The sequence below is a fragment of the Micromonospora aridisoli genome, from assembly GCF_056150025.1.
The window spans coordinates 305,253-320,424 of sequence record NZ_JAXCFK010000004.1; the positions used below are offsets into that span (position 1 = coordinate 305,253).

The following is a 15,172-nucleotide window of genomic DNA, read 5'->3' on the forward strand; positions in this document are numbered from 1 at the left end:
GGTGTCCGAATCCTCCCTAGCGGAACTGCTCCGCGCCCGTGGGCTGCGGCTGACGGCGCAACGACAGCTGATCCTCCAAGCGGTGATGGATCTGGGGCACGCCACCCCTGAGCAGGTGCACACCGCGGTTCGCGAGGTCGCCGCCGGGGTCAACATCACCACCATCTACCGCACGCTGGAGCTGTTGGAGCGGCTCGGCCTGGTCACCCACACCCACCTCTCGCACGGGTCGCCGACCTATCACGCCGCCGGGGAGGACCAGCATGTTCACCTGGTCTGCAGCGAGTGCGGCGCGATCGACGAGATGGATCCGGAGCTGATGCGCCCGCTCTCCGACCAGTTGGCCGAGGAGCGGGGCTTCCGGGTGGACATCGGCCACGTCTCCTTCTTCGGCCGGTGCGCGCGGTGCGGGAACGGGGAGCAGCCATGATCGAAATTGCGGGCGCGGTGGCCGTGGAGAGCATCGACGAGGCCAGCCGGGACCAGCCGGAGCCGGCGCACGTGGCAGCCGGGGTGCGGGGCGTGGCCGCGCACTACGGCGACCCGCTGCGCGAGCAGCGACAGCTGGACACCGAGGTCGGTCTCGTGGACCGGTCGCACCGGGGTGTCGTCGCGGTACCGGGTGCGGAGCGCATCTCCTGGCTGCACACCCTCACCACCCAGCATCTGGCCGAACTGCGCCCGTGGCAGGGCACCGAGCTGTTGGTGCTGTCGCCGCACGGCCACGTCGAGCAGCACGCCATGGTGGCCGAGGACGGCGACACCGTCTGGCTCGACACCGAGCCGGGAGCTACCGGAGGGCTGCTGACCTACCTGGAGAAGATGCGGTTCTTCAGTCAGGTGGATCCCCGGGACGCCACCGCCGAACACGCGCTGCTGTCGCTGGTCGGGCCGAAGGCTGTCGAGGCGGTGGCCCTGCTCGACGTGCCGGCGCTCGGCGAGCCGGACGTGGTGGGTGTGCCAGGCCCGAAGTTCCGGTCGGGTGAGCTGCCGTCTCGCCCGACCGCCCGCTACGACGTGCAGCCGGTGCCGCTGGGCGGGTGGGCCAGGCGTGGTCCGCTGGGCGTGGACCTGCTGGTCCCCCGGGCCGCGATGGACCAGGTTGTCGCGCGGCTGCGCGACAACGGGGTGCCCGCGGTCGGGTTGTGGGCGTACGAGGCGGTGCGGGTGGCGGCCCGGCGGGCCCGGGTCGGTGTCGACACCGACCACCGGACGATTCCCGCCGAGGTGGACCTGATCGCCCCGGCGGTGCATCTGGACAAGGGCTGCTACCGGGGGCAGGAGACGGTTGCCCGGGTACACAACATGGGCCGACCGCCACGCCGACTGGTCCTGCTGCACCTCGACGGGGTCTCCACCGACCAGCTGCCGGCCGCCGGTACCCCGGTGACCCTGGACGGACGCACGGTCGGCTTCGTCGGGACCGCCGTGCAGCACCACGAGCTGGGTCAGGTCGCGCTCGGCGTCGTCAAGCGTTCGGTGCCCGACGACGCCACCCTCCGCGTCGGCGAGAGCGCCGCCGCCATCGACCGGATGTAAGAAAGGGCCCCCTGTTAACGCCTGCGGTAGAGGAAGGGCCCCCTGTTAACAGCGCCGGCCGGATCGGGCGCTCTAGGATCGCCGGCATGACGACAGGGACGTTGATCACGGTTGCCCCCACCGGCGCGGAGTCGGCCAAGACCGAGGTGCCGGCGCTGCCGGTGACCCTCGACGAGCTGCTGCTCACCGCCAAGGAGTGCGAGGCGCTGGGTGCCTCCGTGATCCACGTGCACATCCGCGACGACGAGGCGCGACCGAGCCTGGACCCCGGTCGGCTCCGCGCGACGGTGGCGGCGCTGCGGGAGAGCACCGACCTGATCGTGCAGCTCTCCACCGGAGGCGCGGTCACCGACCCGGAGGCCGACCGGCTCGCCGTGCTGGACGCGGGACCGGACATGGCCTCCTGCACCATGGGTACGGTCAACTTCGGCGACGAGGTCTTCCTCAACCGCTGGGGGTTCGTCGTGGACCTGCACACCCGGATGCAGGAACGGGGCGTCGTGCCGGAGTACGAGATCTTCGACCTGGGTCACCTCAGCGCGCTCGAGCGCCTGCTGGGCAGGTACGGCCTGCCGCACGGCGGTCACGTGCACGTCGACTTCGTGATGGGCGTGCCGGGCGGCATGCCGGGCACCACCGCCACGCTCGTCGCGGCGCAGCAGATGCTCCGGGATCTGCCGGAGGGCACCACGTTCTCGGCCACCGGCATCGGCCGCACCAGCATTCCGGTGCTGCTCGCCGCGCTCTCGGCCGGCGGTCACCTGCGCGTCGGGATGGAGGACACGGTCACGTACGCGAAGGGCCGCCCGGTGGAGTCGAACATGCAACTGGTCGCGCGCGCGGTCGGCTTCGCCCAGCTTGCCCAGCGTCCGCCGCTGAGCACCGCAGCGGCCCGCGAGCTGCTCGGCCTGTAAGGCGCGGATCGTCCCGCATTCTTTACACCCGGAGGTGGAGTCCCTGCTCACCCCGGCGTGAACGCGACCGGACGCCTCGGTACCGTCCACGTCGTGGGAAAGACGTACGAGGGCGGCGTACCGCTCGCCGAGGTGGTCCGGTCCGGCTTCGTGGAGGGTGTGCACCGCGGCTCGGTGGTGGTGCTCGACAGCACCGGCGCGCCGCAGGCGACCGCGGGCGACGTGACCTCACCGATCTTTCCCCGTTCGTCGAACAAGCCGATGCAGGCGGTGGGGATGCTTCGCGCCGGTCTGTCGCTGGCCGAACCCGCCGACCTGGCCATCGTCGCGGCCAGCCACGCGGGGGAGGAGTTCCATCTGGCCCGGGTCGCCGGGCTGCTCGCGGGTGCCGGGCTCGACCATGACGCCCTGCACTGCCCGCCGGACCTACCCGTCGGTGACGCGGCGCGGGCGGCGGTGCTGCGGGCCGGCGGGGGTCCGGCGCGGATCCAGATGAACTGTTCCGGCAAGCACGCCGGGATGCTGTTGACCTGCCGCGTCGCCGGTTGGCCGATGGACGGCTACTGGCGTGCCGACCACCCGCTTCAGCGGCGGCTGCGGGACACCGTGGAGGAGTTCACCGGCGAGGAGGCGGTGGCGGTCGGCGTCGACGGCTGCGGCGCACCGGTGCTGTCCGCGTCGTTGACCGGCCTGGCAGCGGCGTACCTGCGGCTGGTCGCGGCCGACGGCGACACCGAGGCGGGGATGGTGGCGGGCGCGATGCGGGCCCATCCCGAGGTGGTCGGCGGCACCCAGGCGGACGACACCCGGCTGATGCTCGGCGTACCCGGACTGCTGGCGAAGATCGGCGCGGAAGGTGTGATCGCCGCGGCGCTGCCCGGCGTCGGCGCCGTGGCGCTGAAGATCGACGATGGTGCCGGCCGGGCCAGGATGCCGGTGCTGGTCTCGGCCCTGCGCCGGCTCGGCGTCGATGCCCCGGTGCTGGCGGAGTTCGCCGAGGTGCCGATCTTCGGCGGCGGCCTCCCCGTCGGCGCCACCCGCTCCCTCTGGTAACCCACCCACCCACCCCACATCGTCGATCATGCAGTTATGGCACCCGTTTCATGGTGATAGATAACTTTTATCCAGTGCCACATCTGCATGATCGGCGGGCGGGATCCTTATTTGGGGAGGAAGGTGAGGAGGGCGGGGTTGATCTCGGTGGGGCGTTCGAGGGGGAGTAGGTGGGCGGCGTTCGGTGTGTCGGGTAGGCGTACCGCGTGTGGCGCCTCGGCCGCGATGAGGTCGGCCAGGTGGCGAATGTCGGCCACGTCCGCCGCCCCGGCCGCGACCAGTACCGGCATGGTCAGCTCGCCGAGGCGTCCGATGGCCGGCGGGTCGAGTTCGGCGACGTCCACGGCGCTGAGTGCCAGCTCGGCGGCGAGCGCGCGTTCGTCCATGGCGGTGGCGAAGGTGACCAGTTCGGGGTCGACGTCGCCGGGCTCGCGCTCCGGGCCGACCACCCAGAACCGCACCTCGCCCGCGGCGGTCGCGGCGAAGTCCTCGGGATCGACGTCGCCGACCAGGTTCTCCCACAGCTCGTTGGTCTGCTCCGACCATTCGTGACCGGACACCGCGGTGCCGAGCAGGGCGAGCGCGCTCACCCGGTGTGGGTGGGCGAGCGCGGTGTCGATCGCCACCGCGCCGCCGAAGGAGCAGCCGACCAGGGCGGCCCGCTCCAGCCCGAGGGCGTCCAGCAGGCCGGCCACGTCGTCGTGGTGGGCGAAGGCGGTCGGGGGCAGCTCGGAGTCCCCGTAGCCACGTAGGTCGAGGGCGATCACCCGGTGCCGGCTCGCGAGTGCGCCGATCTGGTCGCGCCACATCCGGCGGTCGGCGATGCCGGCGTGCAGCAGGACGACCGGGGACCCGGTGCCCACCTCGTCGTACGCCAGCAGGGCACCGTTCACTTCGATCTTGGTCACGGCAGGACGGTACGGCCGCGCGTGCGGGGTGCGCAACTGGCCGGTGAGACCTTGCTAACTCCGGCTAGCACTTTGCTTGCAGCTGTTAGCAGTGCGGGCTAGCGTTGAGTCATGGCCACTTCCAAGGATCTTCCCGACGTCGGCGGGTTCATTCGTGACCTGCGGCGGAACGCGAAGATTTCGCTCCGGCAGCTGGCCGAACAGGCCGGGGTCAGCAACCCCTACCTCAGCCAGATCGAGCGCGGTCTGCGCCGGCCCAGCGCCGAGGTCCTTCAGCAGCTCGCCAGCGCGTTGCGGGTCTCCACGCCGGCGATGTACCTGCGTGCCGGGCTGCTCGACGACAAGGAAGGCCAGGGCGTGCTGGCCGCCATCGCCGTCGACCCGGACCTGACGATGGCCCAGAAACAGTCCCTTACCCAGATCTACGAGACATTTCGCCGAGAGAACGCCCGGTTGGCCGAGGCGACGGCAGCGGCGGGGAGCGACACCACCGGCGAGACCGGCAGGTCCGACGCGAACGACATCACCGCCCCCGATGTGGCCAACCTGGCCGCGACCGGGCCCACCACCGCTGCGGGTACCCCGACCGAGGCCGTGCTCGAGTCGGTCGCCGTGACCGAAGCGGGTCCCGCGCCCGCCCCGAACCGCACCCCTGTCAGGAAGGCCGCCCGCAAGGTGGTCCGCAAGACCGCGACCGCGGTCCAAGAGGAGAAATAGCCATGACCCAGCCGAAGACCAACCGCATCCCTGCCCCGATCTACGCCGCCGCCGGCGCCGGTGAGCTGGCCCTGCAGCAGCTGCGCAAACTGCCCATCGTGGTCGGTGAGCTGCGGGACCGCGTCGTCGCCGACGGCGGCAGGGTCGTCAACGAGCTCGGCGGCAAGGCCGTCGTCACCGGTTTCGAGCTGCGCCAGAAGGCCAACGACACCCTGCGCAACGCCAACCGGACGGCCGAGTCGCTGCGGCAGAAGGCCGCCCCGGCGGCCGACCTGAACCGCCTGCGCGAGCACGCCGACCTGGCGAAGCTCCGCGAGGCGGCCGATCTCAACAAGCTGCGCGAGACGGCCGACTTCCACAAGCTGCGGGAAGCGACCGACCTCGACCGGCTGCGCGAGGTGGCCACCCGCAACGCCGCCGTCGTCGTCGCCGGTGCCCAGGCCGCCCAGGAGCGGGCGTTGGCCGCGTACGGTGCGCTGGTGGCCCGGGGTGAGCGGGTCGTGGGTACCGGCGTGCTGGAGGCCGCCGACACGGTGAACGCCGACATCGAGGCGACCGAGGCCCGCGTGGCCGCCGCGCCTGCAGCTCCCGCCGAGGACGCCGCACCGGCCGCCGACAAGCGGGCCGACGCCGCACCGGCCGCCGACAAGCGGGCCGACGCCGCGCCGGTCGAGGCGCCGAGCCCGGCCGAGGTGGCCGAGATCGTGGAGGCGAAGCCGGCCGCCGCGAAGAAGACCACCCGCGCACGGTCGACCACCCGCCAGACCGCCGCCAAGCGGACCGACACCCCGTCGGCGAAGCTGCCGAAGGGCACCAAGCGGAGCCAGTGAGTGATCTGCCGGTGACCCCGGGACCGTCCTGCCGCCACGGATCCGGGGTCGCCGGCATAAGCTTGCCGTCATGGCCAACGCCGCGCCGATCTTCGTCTTCGACGTCCGCTACGTGATCGAGCTGATCCTGTTCGTCTTCGCGCTGATCGTGCAGGGGCTGGCCCTCGTGCACGCCGTGACGCAGCGCTCCGACGCCTTCCCCGCCATCGGCACCCTGCCGAAGGGCGGCTGGATCGCGATCCTCGCGGTCACCCTCCTGCTGACCCTGCTCACCCGCACCACCCTCAGCATCTTCGGGCTGATCGGTGTCGCGGCGGCCCTCATCTACCTGCTCGACGTCCGGGTCGGGCTGCGCGACCTCGGCGACAACAGAGGGTCCTGGTGAGAGCCTTCCGCTGGCCACCCCCACCGGACGGCGGACCGCGTACGTGGGGTCCCGGTCCGGGTGCGCCGCGCACCGGCCGGCCGCCGTTGCCCGAGCCGGAGACGGAACTGGTCGCCACCCCGCACGGCGTACGACTGGAGCGGCTGGTCACCGGCGTCGGTGACCCGGTCACCGTCTTCGCGCACGGGCTGGCCAACGGCATCGCCACCACCCGCCCTTTCGGCAGCGGCGTCACCGGTCGCCGGGTCTTTTTCCAGTTCCGTGGCCACGGCCGGTCCGACACGCCGGACGGCCCGTGGAGCTATCTGGACCTGGCTCGTGACCTGCGGGCGATCGCCGATCTCAGCGGGGCGACGCGGGCCTTCGGAGCAAGCCTGGGCGCGGGTGCGTTGTGCCGCCTGCTCGCCGAGAGCCCGGAGCGTTTCGAGCGGCTCGTCTTCTTCCTCCCCGCCGCGTTGGACCGGCCGCGGGGGCCGGTCGCCCGGGCGCGGTTGACCGAGCTGCTGGCGGCGGTGGAGAGCGGAGACGCCTCGGCGGTGGCCGAGGTCGTCGCCACCGAGCTGCCCCCGGCCGTACGCAACACCCCGGCCGGGTGGGCCTACCTGCGGCAACGGCTGGACCACCTGCTGCGCGACGGGCTCGCCGCCGGGCTGGTGGACCTGCCGGAGCAGGCGCCGCTGCCCGAGGCCGGCGTGCTCGCCAGGGTGACCGCACCGGCGCTGGTCATCGCGGCCGAAGGCGACGACCTCCATCCGGTGGAGGTGGCCGAACAACTCGCCGCCGCGCTGCCCCGGGCCACCCTGCACCGGTACGACCGCCCCGGTGTGCTCTGGACGGAACGCGCCGACCTGCGGGAGCGGATCTCCGACTTCCTCAACGGGTAGCCTGCCCTGTCATGGGCGTCACACACCACGGTCGTACGCACCGACTCGACCTCCTCGACCCGACCCTGCGGGAATGGGAGTGCACGGTCCTGCACGTCGACCCCGAGCAGGGCATCGTGCTGGACCGCTCGGCGTTCTACCAGGGCGGCGGCGGTCAGCCACCGGACCACGGCGTACTGCTGTGGCAGGGGGTGCAGACCCGGATCGTCGGCACCCGCAAGGGCGACGACCTCTGGTTGATCCCCGCCGAAGGTGACCCGGTCCCGCCGTCCGGCACCACCGTCACCGGCGCGCTGGAGGACGAGCGGCGCAGCCGCCTGATGCGTACCCACTCGGGTCTGCACGTGCTCTGCGGTGTGGTGTTCCGTGACTTCGGCGCGCTGGTCACCGGCGGCAACATGGAGCCCGGCGAGGCCCGGATGGACTTCAACCTGCCCGAGGTGCCGGCCGACTTCAAGGCCCGCATCGAGGAACTGGTCAACGCCGAGGTGGCGGCCGACCGGGCGGTCGCCACGCGGGTGCTGCCGCGCGACGAGGCGCTGGCCCTGCCGGACATCATCCGCACCCAGTCGAACCTGATCCCGCCCGACGAGGCGGAGGTCCGCATCGTCGACATCGTGGGACTGGACGTGCAGGCCGACGGCGGTACCCACGTCGCGTCGACCGCGCAGATCGGCAAGGTGCGCGTGGTCAAGGTGGAGAGCAAGGGCCGGGCCAACCGCCGGGTCCGCATCCGCCTCGCCGACTGAGACACGCGTCGGGGCGGGTCGTCGCGAAAAGCTGCCGTCGGCTGTCAGGTATTGCTGGCAGCGTGGGCACCATGACGAAAACACTCGCCGGAACGGTGGCGCTGGTGGCCGGGGCGACCCGGGGCGCCGGTCGGCAGATCGCCGTCCAACTCGGCGCTGCCGGTGCCACGGTCTACGCCACCGGGCGCAGCAGCCGCGCCGGCCGTTCCGAACTGGACCGACCGGAAACCATCGAGGAGACCGCGGAACTGGTCACCGCGGCCGGCGGCACCGGCATTCCGGTGCGGGTCGACCACCTGGTGCCCGAGGAGGTGCGGGCGCTGGTCGCGCGGATCGACGCCGAGCAGGGTCGACTCGACGTGCTGGTCAACGACGTGTGGGGTGCCGACCCGCTGATCACCTGGGAGAAGCCGGTCTGGGAGCAGCCGTTGGACGCCGGCTTCCGTACGCTGCGGCTGGCCGTCGACACCCACGTGATCACGAGCCACTTCGCGCTGCCGCTGCTGATCCGCCGGCCGGGTGGACTGGTGGTGGAGATCGGCGACGGCACGAAGGCGTACAACGACGAGAACTACCGCCTGTCGGTCTTCTACGACCTGGCCAAGACCTCGGTCAACCGGCTCGCCTTCAGCTGGGCTCACGAACTCAGGCCGTACGGGGGCACGGCGGTCGCGCTCACTCCGGGCTGGCTGCGGTCGGAGGCGATGCTGGAGCACTTCGGCGTCACCGAGGCCAACTGGCGCGACGGCGCGGCCAAGGACCCGCACTTCCTGATCTCGGAGACCCCGGCGTTCGTCGGGCGGGCGGTCGCCGCGCTCGCCGCCGACCCGGACCGGGCACGCTGGAGCGGCCAGTCCGTCTCCGCCGGGGACCTGGCGAAGGTGTACGGCTTCACCGACGTCGACGGCAGCCAGCCGGACGCCTACCGCTACATCACCGAGGTGGTCGACGCCGGCAGGCCCGCCGACGTCACCGGCTACCGCTGAGCGGTTCGGCTCGACGTCGAGGAGTACAACGCTGCGGTCCGCGTCGCCGCCTCGGCCAGCCGCGCCCGTAGTTCGGGCGGGTCGAGCACCTCCACCTCCGGTCCCAGCGCGAGCAGTTGGCTGTATGCCACCTCCAGCGACTCGACGGGCAGGCGGGTAACCACCCAGCCCTGCCCGTCGGGCTCGTCGGCGGCGGCGACGGCGGCCTCGTACCCGAACGGGATCTCGGCGAAGTGGCGGAGCAGGCGCAGACCGGTGGGGCTCAGCCGGACCCTCACCTCCTCGCGCAGCATGCCGCGCAGGAACGCCTCGGCCCCGGCCCGCCAGTGGCCGGCCAGGTCGAAGTCCGGATCCCGGTCGAAGGTCTCCTCGTGCTGCTCGACCGAGGTCACCCGGTCCACCCGGTAGGTGCGGACGTCGTCGCCGACACGGCCCACCAGATACCAGATCGCGCTCTTGAGGACCAGTCCGTAGGGCAGGACCCGGCGGGCGACCTCGCGGTCCGCGCGCCGGTAGCGAAGCGTCACCACTCGGTCCCGCCAGACCGCGCCGGCCAGCTCGGCCAGCCACGGCGGGGGCGCGGTCTCGCGGTACCAGCCCGGCACGTCCAGGTGGAACCGCTGGCCGGTGCGCGTGGGCGCGTCGCGCAGGCTGGGTGGCAGCGCCGCGAGCACCTTCAGCTGCGCCGCCGCGACCGCGTCGGCCAGCCCCATGTCACCGGCCGGTCCGGGCAGCCCGGCCAGGAACAGCGCCTCCGCCTCGTCCCGGGTCATCCCGGTCAGCCGGGTCCGGTAGCCGCCGAGCAGCCGGTAGCCGCCGGCCCGCCCGCGGTCGGCGTAGACCGGCACCCCGGCAGCGGAGAGCGCCAGCACGTCCCGGTAGACCGTCCGCTCGGAGACCTCCAGCTCACGGGCCAGTTCCGCCGCCGTCATCACCTCTCGGGCCTGCAACAACAACAGCAGCGAGAGCAGCCGCGAGGCTCGCACCGACGCTCACCGACCACCGGGGGTCAACAACCCCCGGTCGTACGCGGCGGACACCGCGGCTGCCCGGTCGTTGACCCCGAGCTTCGCGTAGACGTGCAGCAGATGGGTCTTCACCGTGGCCTCGCTGATGAACAGGCGTGCGGCGGCCTCACGGTTCGACGAGCCGCGGGCCACCAGGGTGAGCACCTCCAACTCGCGCTGGCTGAGCGGTTCGTCGGCCGGCTCGCGGGGCGTCCGCAGGCGACCCATCAGCCGGCCGGCCACGCTGGGGGAGAGCACCGACTCGCCCCGGGCGGCGGCCCGTACGGCCCGGACGAGTTCCTCGCGGGGCGCGTCCTTCAGCAGGTAGCCGGTGGCACCGGCCTCGATCGCCGGCAGCACGTCCGCGTCCGTGTCGTACGTGGTCAGCACCAGCACCCGAGCGGAACTTCCGGCGCTGCGCAGGCGACCGATCGCGGTGACCCCGTCCATGCCCGGCATCCGCAGATCCATCAGCACCACGTCCGGGCTGCGGTTCGCGGCCACCGCCAGGGCCTCGGTGCCGTCCGCTGCCTCGCCGACCACCTCGAACCCGGGGTCGCCGGTGAACATGCCCCGAAGCCCGTCGCGCACCACCGGATGGTCGTCGACGATCAGGAGGCGTATCGGAGTGGTCATGCCGGACTCCCGCCCAGCGCCGGCACGGAGGCCGAGATCGCGGTGCCGCCACCCGGCTCGGACTCGACGGCCAACCGACCACCGACCCGCGCCACCCGTTGCCGCATGGCGGTCAGCCCGTAACCTCCGTCCGCACCTCGCTCCGTCGGGCCGTCGACCACTTCGAACCCCGATCCGTCGTCGCGGACGTCCAGGGTGACCACGTCCGCCATGTACGACAGGGTCAGCCCGACCCTGGACGCCGAGGCGTGCCGGGCCACGTTGCTCAACGCCTCCTGCGCGGCCCGCAGCAACGTCACCTCGATCTCCGGATGCAGCGGACGGGAGGTGCCGGTGGTGCTGACGCTGGCCGTCACGCCGTGCAGGGCCGACCAACGCTGGCCCAGTTCCGCCAGCGCGTCGGGCAGCCGGGCCGTCTCCAGCGGCTCGGGACGCAGCGCCCGGACGGACCGCCGGGCCTCGGTGAGGCTCTCCCGAGCCAGGGCCAGCGCGTTCTCCACGTGACGCCGCCGGTCGGCGGAACGGTCCCGGGACTGTCCGGCCGCTTCCAGCTGGGTGATGATGCCCGTCAGCCCCTGGGCCAGGGTGTCGTGCATCTCCCGCGCCATCCGCTGCCGCTCGTCCAGCACACCGGCCTCCCGGGCCTGGGTGATGAGCTGGGCGTGCAGCCCCTCGTTCTCCCGTACCGTCTCGGCGAGTCGCTCGTTGGCCGCGGCGAGTTCCGCCACCAGCTGCTTGCGCTTGGCGTCCTCCCGTTCGCCCACGTAGCTCAACCAGCTCACCGCGCCGGCGATCACCAGGTTGAACAGCACCAGCACCAGCCACAACGACCAGTGCGACCAGGACCGCGGCAGGCCGCCGCCCTGTGCGGTGGCGACCAGCACGGCGGTGAAGCCCATGCCGACGAAGCGCCATCCGTCCCTCAGCACGGCGAAGGCGTGCAGGAACCCGATCCAGGCGAAGAACCCGTACCACGGGCTCGCGCACACCAGGACGGCGGCGAAGGCGAGCAGCCCCACGTAGTAGACGGCCATCAACCTGCGCCGTTCCTGCCACTGCGGGTGCAGGGTGTGGAACCAGGCGATCCAGCCGGCGGATGCCACGGCGACGACCAGAGTGGGCGTCAACGGCAGGCCGCCGGGTGCCGGCGCGAAGGTGGCCAGCAGCGACCCCACGAGCAGTCCGCCGTAGGGCAGCACCCGGTGCAGGCGCGCCTCCCGTGCCCGCCAGTCGGCCAGCCGGTCGCCGTCGTCCGGGCGGTCGCCGTCGGGACTGGTCGGGTCGCGTTCGGTGCTGGTCATCCCGTCCCCGCTCACTGCGCGTTCACTCCCAGCGGAAGAGCTTCGCCGCTCCGGCGCCGGCCGCCACGGCGATGACCGCCATTATCCCCAGGTGCAGCGGATGCGGTGCGGTGCCGGTCCAGGCGTCCAGCAGCGCCTGCACCCCCGGCGGCGTGTATGCGCCGATGTCGGCCAGGAAGTCGGGTAGCAGGAACCGGGGCAGGTACACCCCGCCGAAGAACATGATCACCATGAACACCGGTACGGCGAGCGCCTGGGCCGACTTGGCGGTCGGCGCGACCGCCGCCACCAGCAGCCCCACCGCGAGCAGCGCCGCCGTACCCAGGACGAGCGCCGCCGCGAACCCGAGCGGGTGACGCGGTAGCGGAGAGCCGAACGCCAGCCGGGCGACCAGGGCGAGCAGCACCGCGCTGGCCAGGATGCCGACCAGCGCCAGGACGAGCTGGGCGGTCAGCAGCGCCAGCGGACTGGCCGGGGTGGTGGCCAGGCGACGCAGGATGCCGCGCTCCCGGTAGGTGGCCAGCACCGTGGGCAGGGCGTTGATCCCCACCATCGCCAGTGTGATCACCAGCAGCGAGGGGGTGAAGTACGTGACGAAGGACTGCCCGTCGTGGTCCGGACTCGGCTCGCGGAGCGCGGGAATCAGCCCGAGCACCACCAGGATCAGGGTCGGCAGTGCGACGGTGAGCACCAGCGTCGGGATGTCGCGCAGGTGCAGCTTCGCCTCAGTCTTGAGGATTTGGCCGAAGGCGTGCATCGTGCTCCCTTCAGTCGGCGAGCCGGCGCCCGGTCAGCTCGACGAACGCGTCGTCCAGCGTGGCCTGCTCCAGCCGCAGGTCGGCGGCGATGATCTGGTGGCGGGCGAGCACCGAGGTGACCGCGTGCAGCACGTCACCGGTGCCGGTGACCACCACCTGGGTGCCGCTGCGGGTCACCGCGGTCACCTGAGGCAGGTCGGCGAGCAGCCGGTCGTCGAGCGGAGCGGACGGCCGGAACCGGATCCGCTGCTCGGGGGCCACGGCCGAGACCAGACCGGCCGGGCTGTCCAGAGCCACCACCCGACCCTTGTCGATCACGGCCAGCCGGTCGCAGAGCCGTTCCGCCTCCTCCATGAAGTGCGTGACCAGCAGGATGGTCACGCCGCTGTCGCGGACCCGCTCGATCAGCCCCCAGGTGTCCCGTCGGGCCTGTGGGTCCAGACCGGTGGTCAGCTCGTCGAGAATCGCGATCTCCGGGTTGCCGACCAACGCCAGGGCGATGGACAACCGCTGCTTCTGGCCGCCGGAGAGCTTGTCGTACGGGGTGTTCCGCTTTCCGTCGAGGCCCAGCTCGTCGATGAGGCGGGCCGGGTCGGCCGGCTTCCGGTAGAAGGACGCGTAGAGGTCCAGTGCCTCCGCGACCCGCAGCCGGTCCGGCAGTTGGCTCTCCTGGAGCTGCACCCCCACCCGTTCGCGTAGCCGGGAGGCGTCCCGGCGGGGGTCGAGCCCGAGGACCGACACCCCGCCCCCGTCGGGGACGCGCAGCCCGGCGACGCACTCCACGGTGGTGGTCTTGCCGGCACCGTTCGGGCCGAGCACGCCGAAGATCTCTCCGGCTTCGACGGTGAACGACACGTCCTCCACCGCCACGGTCCCGCCGTACCGCTTGTGCAGGTTGGTCACCTCGATGACCGGCATGACGTCGCCTTTCGCCGTCGTGATCCGCGTACCTCCCCAGGGTCGCGGCGAATCGGTGACGGCGGATCGACCAGCTGTAGGTGACCGGCACCGCCCCGGTCGACCCCTCCGATCCGTCAACCGGTTGATGCGCAACCGCCTGGACCGCGCCTCACACCGCATGATCGACACGACCGGCCTAGGCTCTTCCGCGTGAACGCTTCCGGAGTCGCCGGCACCGCCGTCGGCGCGGGCCGCCGCTTCGCTGGCGGGGCCGCGCTGCTGCTGCGGGGCATCGGTCTGTACGTACGCAATCCCGGCCTGATGCTGCTCGGCGTCGTACCGGCGTTGATCTCCGGGGCGGTCTTCGTCAGCGCGTACGCCGTCCTGGTCTTCTTCGTCAGTGACCTGGCGGCCGCGGCCACCCCCTTCGCCGACGACTGGGCGGCGACCCCCCGCAGCGTGGTCCGGGTGATCGCCGCGCTGGCCTTCCTCGGACTCGGCGGCCTGCTCACCGTCCTCACCTTCACGGCGGTCACGCTGGCCATCGGTGATCCGTTCTACGAGAAGATCTCCGAGCGGGTGGAGCAGCGTTACGGCGGCACGCCCGACGCGGTCGAGGTCCCGTTCTGGCCGTCGCTGCGACGCAGCGTCGCCGACTCGCTCCGCCTGGTGGCCCTGGCGGTGTTGTTCGGTGTGCCGCTGTTCGCCGCCGGTTTCATCCCGCTGGTCGGACAGACGGTGGTACCGGTCATCGGGGCGGCGGTGGGCGGCTGGCTGCTCGCCGTCGAACTGGTCGGCGCACCCTTCTCACGGCGCGGCAGGCGACTGCCGGAGCGGCGGGCGGCGCTGAAGGCGGACCGCCCCACCACGCTCGGCTTCGGGGTCGCGGTCTTCGTCTGCTTCCTGATCCCGCTCGGCGCCGTACTGCTGATGCCGGCCGCGGTGGCCGGTGCCACCCTGCTGGCCCGCCGCTCGCTCGGCCAACCCATCACCGAGGACTGACATGGACATCACGCTGATCGAGGGAGACATCACCGCCGAGCGGGTGGACGCGATCGTGAACGCCGCGAACTCGTCGTTGCTCGGCGGAGGCGGAGTCGACGGTGCGATCCACCGTCGGGGCGGGCCGGCGATCCTCGCCGAATGCCGCGCGCTGCGCGCCTCCCGCTACGGGCGGGGCTTGCCGACCGGGCAGGCGGTCGCGACCACCGCGGGTGACCTGCCCGCCCGCTGGGTGGTGCACACGGTCGGCCCGGTCTGGTCAACCACCGAGGACCGTTCCGCGCTGCTGCGCGACTGCTACGCCAACAGCCTGGCCGTCGCCGACGAGCTGGGCGCGACCACGATCGCCTTCCCACTGATCTCCGCCGGGATCTACGGCTGGCCGCTCGACGACGCGGTGCACCAGGCCCTGTCGGTGCTGCGCACGGCGACTCCGAAGAATGTCACCGAGGCTCGGCTGGTGCTGTTCGGTTCGGACACCTTCGCCGTCGCCCAGCGGGTCTACGCGACCGGCTGACCCGCCGGCTGGTGCCGCCACCATCTTCTGGGTGCGTTTGTTGTCGCTACAGCGACAACAAACGCACCCAAAGTCGCCAGCGCAGT

At 72.2% G+C, this 15,172-nt stretch carries 18 protein-coding genes; 12 read left to right on the forward strand and 6 right to left on the reverse strand.

Annotated elements, in window-relative coordinates:
* Window position 1: 1 nt before the first annotated feature.
* The 4 genes from SM447_RS10830 (at window position 2) to SM447_RS10845 (ending at window position 3,506) form a co-directional block, all read left to right on the forward strand.
* Window positions 2-430 carry a Fur family transcriptional regulator gene (locus SM447_RS10830; RefSeq protein WP_474572617.1) on the forward strand — a complete coding sequence of 143 codons (429 nt, stop codon included), beginning with the start codon at window positions 2-4 and terminating at the stop codon, window positions 428-430.
* Window positions 427-1,539: a CAF17-like 4Fe-4S cluster assembly/insertion protein YgfZ gene (gene ygfZ / locus SM447_RS10835; RefSeq protein ID WP_474572618.1), complete on the forward strand. Its 1,113-nt coding sequence runs from the start codon at window positions 427-429 to the stop codon at window positions 1,537-1,539. Before SM447_RS10830 ends, ygfZ begins: the two co-directional genes overlap by 4 nt.
* A gap of 86 nt (window positions 1,540-1,625) precedes the next feature.
* Window positions 1,626-2,453, forward strand: a complete 828-nt coding sequence (locus SM447_RS10840; protein WP_474572619.1) for a beta-keto acid cleavage family enzyme — start codon at window positions 1,626-1,628, stop codon at window positions 2,451-2,453.
* Between the two features lie 93 nt (window positions 2,454-2,546).
* Complete coding sequence (locus SM447_RS10845; protein ID WP_474572620.1) at window positions 2,547-3,506, forward strand: asparaginase; 960 nt, start codon at window positions 2,547-2,549, stop codon at window positions 3,504-3,506.
* A gap of 107 nt (window positions 3,507-3,613) precedes the next feature.
* Here SM447_RS10845 and SM447_RS10850 read toward each other — a convergent pair whose 3' ends face one another.
* Window positions 3,614-4,414, reverse strand: coding sequence for an alpha/beta fold hydrolase (locus SM447_RS10850; RefSeq protein ID WP_474572621.1), 801 nt, complete (start codon window positions 4,412-4,414; stop codon window positions 3,614-3,616).
* 111 nt (window positions 4,415-4,525) lie between these two features.
* On the opposite strand from SM447_RS10850, the gene SM447_RS10855 reads away from it, so the two are divergent.
* The 6 genes from SM447_RS10855 to SM447_RS10880 all read left to right on the forward strand — a co-directional run bounded on the left by SM447_RS10855 (window position 4,526) and on the right by SM447_RS10880 (window position 8,965).
* On the forward strand, window positions 4,526-5,131 hold the full coding sequence (locus SM447_RS10855; RefSeq protein WP_474572622.1) for a helix-turn-helix domain-containing protein: 606 nt from the start codon (window positions 4,526-4,528) through the stop codon (window positions 5,129-5,131).
* Between the two features lie 2 nt (window positions 5,132-5,133).
* Entirely contained in the window at window positions 5,134-5,961 is an 828-nt protein-coding gene (locus tag SM447_RS10860; protein ID WP_474572623.1) for a hypothetical protein, read from the forward strand.
* A gap of 70 nt (window positions 5,962-6,031) precedes the next feature.
* Entirely contained in the window at window positions 6,032-6,346 is a 315-nt protein-coding gene (locus SM447_RS10865) for a DUF2516 family protein (RefSeq protein WP_474572624.1), read from the forward strand.
* Window positions 6,343-7,230, forward strand: coding sequence for an alpha/beta fold hydrolase (locus SM447_RS10870; RefSeq protein WP_474572625.1), 888 nt, complete (start codon window positions 6,343-6,345; stop codon window positions 7,228-7,230). The genes SM447_RS10865 and SM447_RS10870 overlap by 4 nt, the downstream gene beginning before the upstream one ends.
* A gap of 11 nt (window positions 7,231-7,241) precedes the next feature.
* Window positions 7,242-7,979, forward strand: a complete 738-nt coding sequence (locus SM447_RS10875; protein ID WP_474572626.1) for an alanyl-tRNA editing protein — start codon at window positions 7,242-7,244, stop codon at window positions 7,977-7,979.
* Between the two features lie 71 nt (window positions 7,980-8,050).
* Window positions 8,051-8,965, forward strand: a complete 915-nt coding sequence (locus tag SM447_RS10880; protein ID WP_474572627.1) for an SDR family oxidoreductase — start codon at window positions 8,051-8,053, stop codon at window positions 8,963-8,965.
* Here the strand turns inward: SM447_RS10880 and SM447_RS10885 are convergent.
* The 5 genes from SM447_RS10885 to SM447_RS10905 are packed head-to-tail and all read right to left on the reverse strand — an operon-like array spanning window position 8,956 to window position 13,585.
* Complete coding sequence (locus tag SM447_RS10885; RefSeq protein WP_474572628.1) at window positions 8,956-9,951, reverse strand: helix-turn-helix transcriptional regulator; 996 nt, start codon at window positions 9,949-9,951, stop codon at window positions 8,956-8,958. The two genes, SM447_RS10880 and SM447_RS10885, sit on opposite strands and share 10 nt — an antisense overlap.
* A gap of 6 nt (window positions 9,952-9,957) precedes the next feature.
* The gene (locus SM447_RS10890) at window positions 9,958-10,608 is read right to left on the reverse strand and encodes a response regulator (protein WP_474572629.1); all 651 of its coding nucleotides are present in this window, start codon (window positions 10,606-10,608) and stop codon (window positions 9,958-9,960) included.
* Window positions 10,605-11,909, reverse strand: a complete 1,305-nt coding sequence (locus tag SM447_RS10895; protein ID WP_474572630.1) for a histidine kinase — start codon at window positions 11,907-11,909, stop codon at window positions 10,605-10,607. Before SM447_RS10895 ends, SM447_RS10890 begins: the two co-directional genes overlap by 4 nt.
* 22 nt (window positions 11,910-11,931) lie before the next feature.
* Window positions 11,932-12,666 carry an ABC transporter permease gene (locus tag SM447_RS10900; protein ID WP_474572631.1) on the reverse strand — a complete coding sequence of 245 codons (735 nt, stop codon included), beginning with the start codon at window positions 12,664-12,666 and terminating at the stop codon, window positions 11,932-11,934.
* Window positions 12,667-12,676: 10 nt separating this feature from the next.
* Window positions 12,677-13,585, reverse strand: coding sequence for an ABC transporter ATP-binding protein (locus tag SM447_RS10905; protein ID WP_474572632.1), 909 nt, complete (start codon window positions 13,583-13,585; stop codon window positions 12,677-12,679).
* A 192-nt stretch (window positions 13,586-13,777) separates the two neighbouring features.
* Here SM447_RS10905 and SM447_RS10910 point away from each other — a divergent pair, with 192 nt between their 5' ends.
* Both SM447_RS10910 and SM447_RS10915 read left to right on the forward strand, forming a co-directional pair.
* Window positions 13,778-14,569 carry an EI24 domain-containing protein gene (locus tag SM447_RS10910; protein WP_474572633.1) on the forward strand — a complete coding sequence of 264 codons (792 nt, stop codon included), beginning with the start codon at window positions 13,778-13,780 and terminating at the stop codon, window positions 14,567-14,569.
* Window position 14,570: 1 nt separating this feature from the next.
* A complete protein-coding gene (locus SM447_RS10915; protein ID WP_474572634.1) occupies window positions 14,571-15,086 on the forward strand; it encodes an O-acetyl-ADP-ribose deacetylase in 516 nt (171 codons plus the stop codon).
* The last annotated feature ends 86 nt before the right edge of the window (window positions 15,087-15,172 follow it).

Bases quoted from the DNA above. Each gene is read 5' to 3' on its own strand.
- ygfZ (WP_474572618.1), top strand. From the start codon at position 427: ATGATCGAAATTGCGGGCGCGGTGGCCGTGGAGAGCATCGACGAGGCC.
- SM447_RS10840 (WP_474572619.1), top strand. From the start codon at position 1,626: ATGACGACAGGGACGTTGATCACGGTTGCCCCCACCGGCGCGGAGTCG.
- SM447_RS10855 (WP_474572622.1), top strand. From the start codon at position 4,526: ATGGCCACTTCCAAGGATCTTCCCGACGTCGGCGGGTTCATTCGTGAC.
- SM447_RS10860 (WP_474572623.1), top strand. From the start codon at position 5,134: ATGACCCAGCCGAAGACCAACCGCATCCCTGCCCCGATCTACGCCGCC.
- SM447_RS10865 (WP_474572624.1), top strand. From the start codon at position 6,032: ATGGCCAACGCCGCGCCGATCTTCGTCTTCGACGTCCGCTACGTGATC.
- SM447_RS10875 (WP_474572626.1), top strand. From the start codon at position 7,242: ATGGGCGTCACACACCACGGTCGTACGCACCGACTCGACCTCCTCGAC.
- SM447_RS10880 (WP_474572627.1), top strand. From the start codon at position 8,051: ATGACGAAAACACTCGCCGGAACGGTGGCGCTGGTGGCCGGGGCGACC.
- SM447_RS10890 (WP_474572629.1), bottom strand. From the start codon at position 10,608: ATGACCACTCCGATACGCCTCCTGATCGTCGACGACCATCCGGTGGTG.
- SM447_RS10895 (WP_474572630.1), bottom strand. From the start codon at position 11,909: ATGACCAGCACCGAACGCGACCCGACCAGTCCCGACGGCGACCGCCCG.
- SM447_RS10900 (WP_474572631.1), bottom strand. From the start codon at position 12,666: ATGCACGCCTTCGGCCAAATCCTCAAGACTGAGGCGAAGCTGCACCTG.
- SM447_RS10905 (WP_474572632.1), bottom strand. From the start codon at position 13,585: ATGCCGGTCATCGAGGTGACCAACCTGCACAAGCGGTACGGCGGGACC.
- SM447_RS10915 (WP_474572634.1), top strand. From the start codon at position 14,571: ATGGACATCACGCTGATCGAGGGAGACATCACCGCCGAGCGGGTGGAC.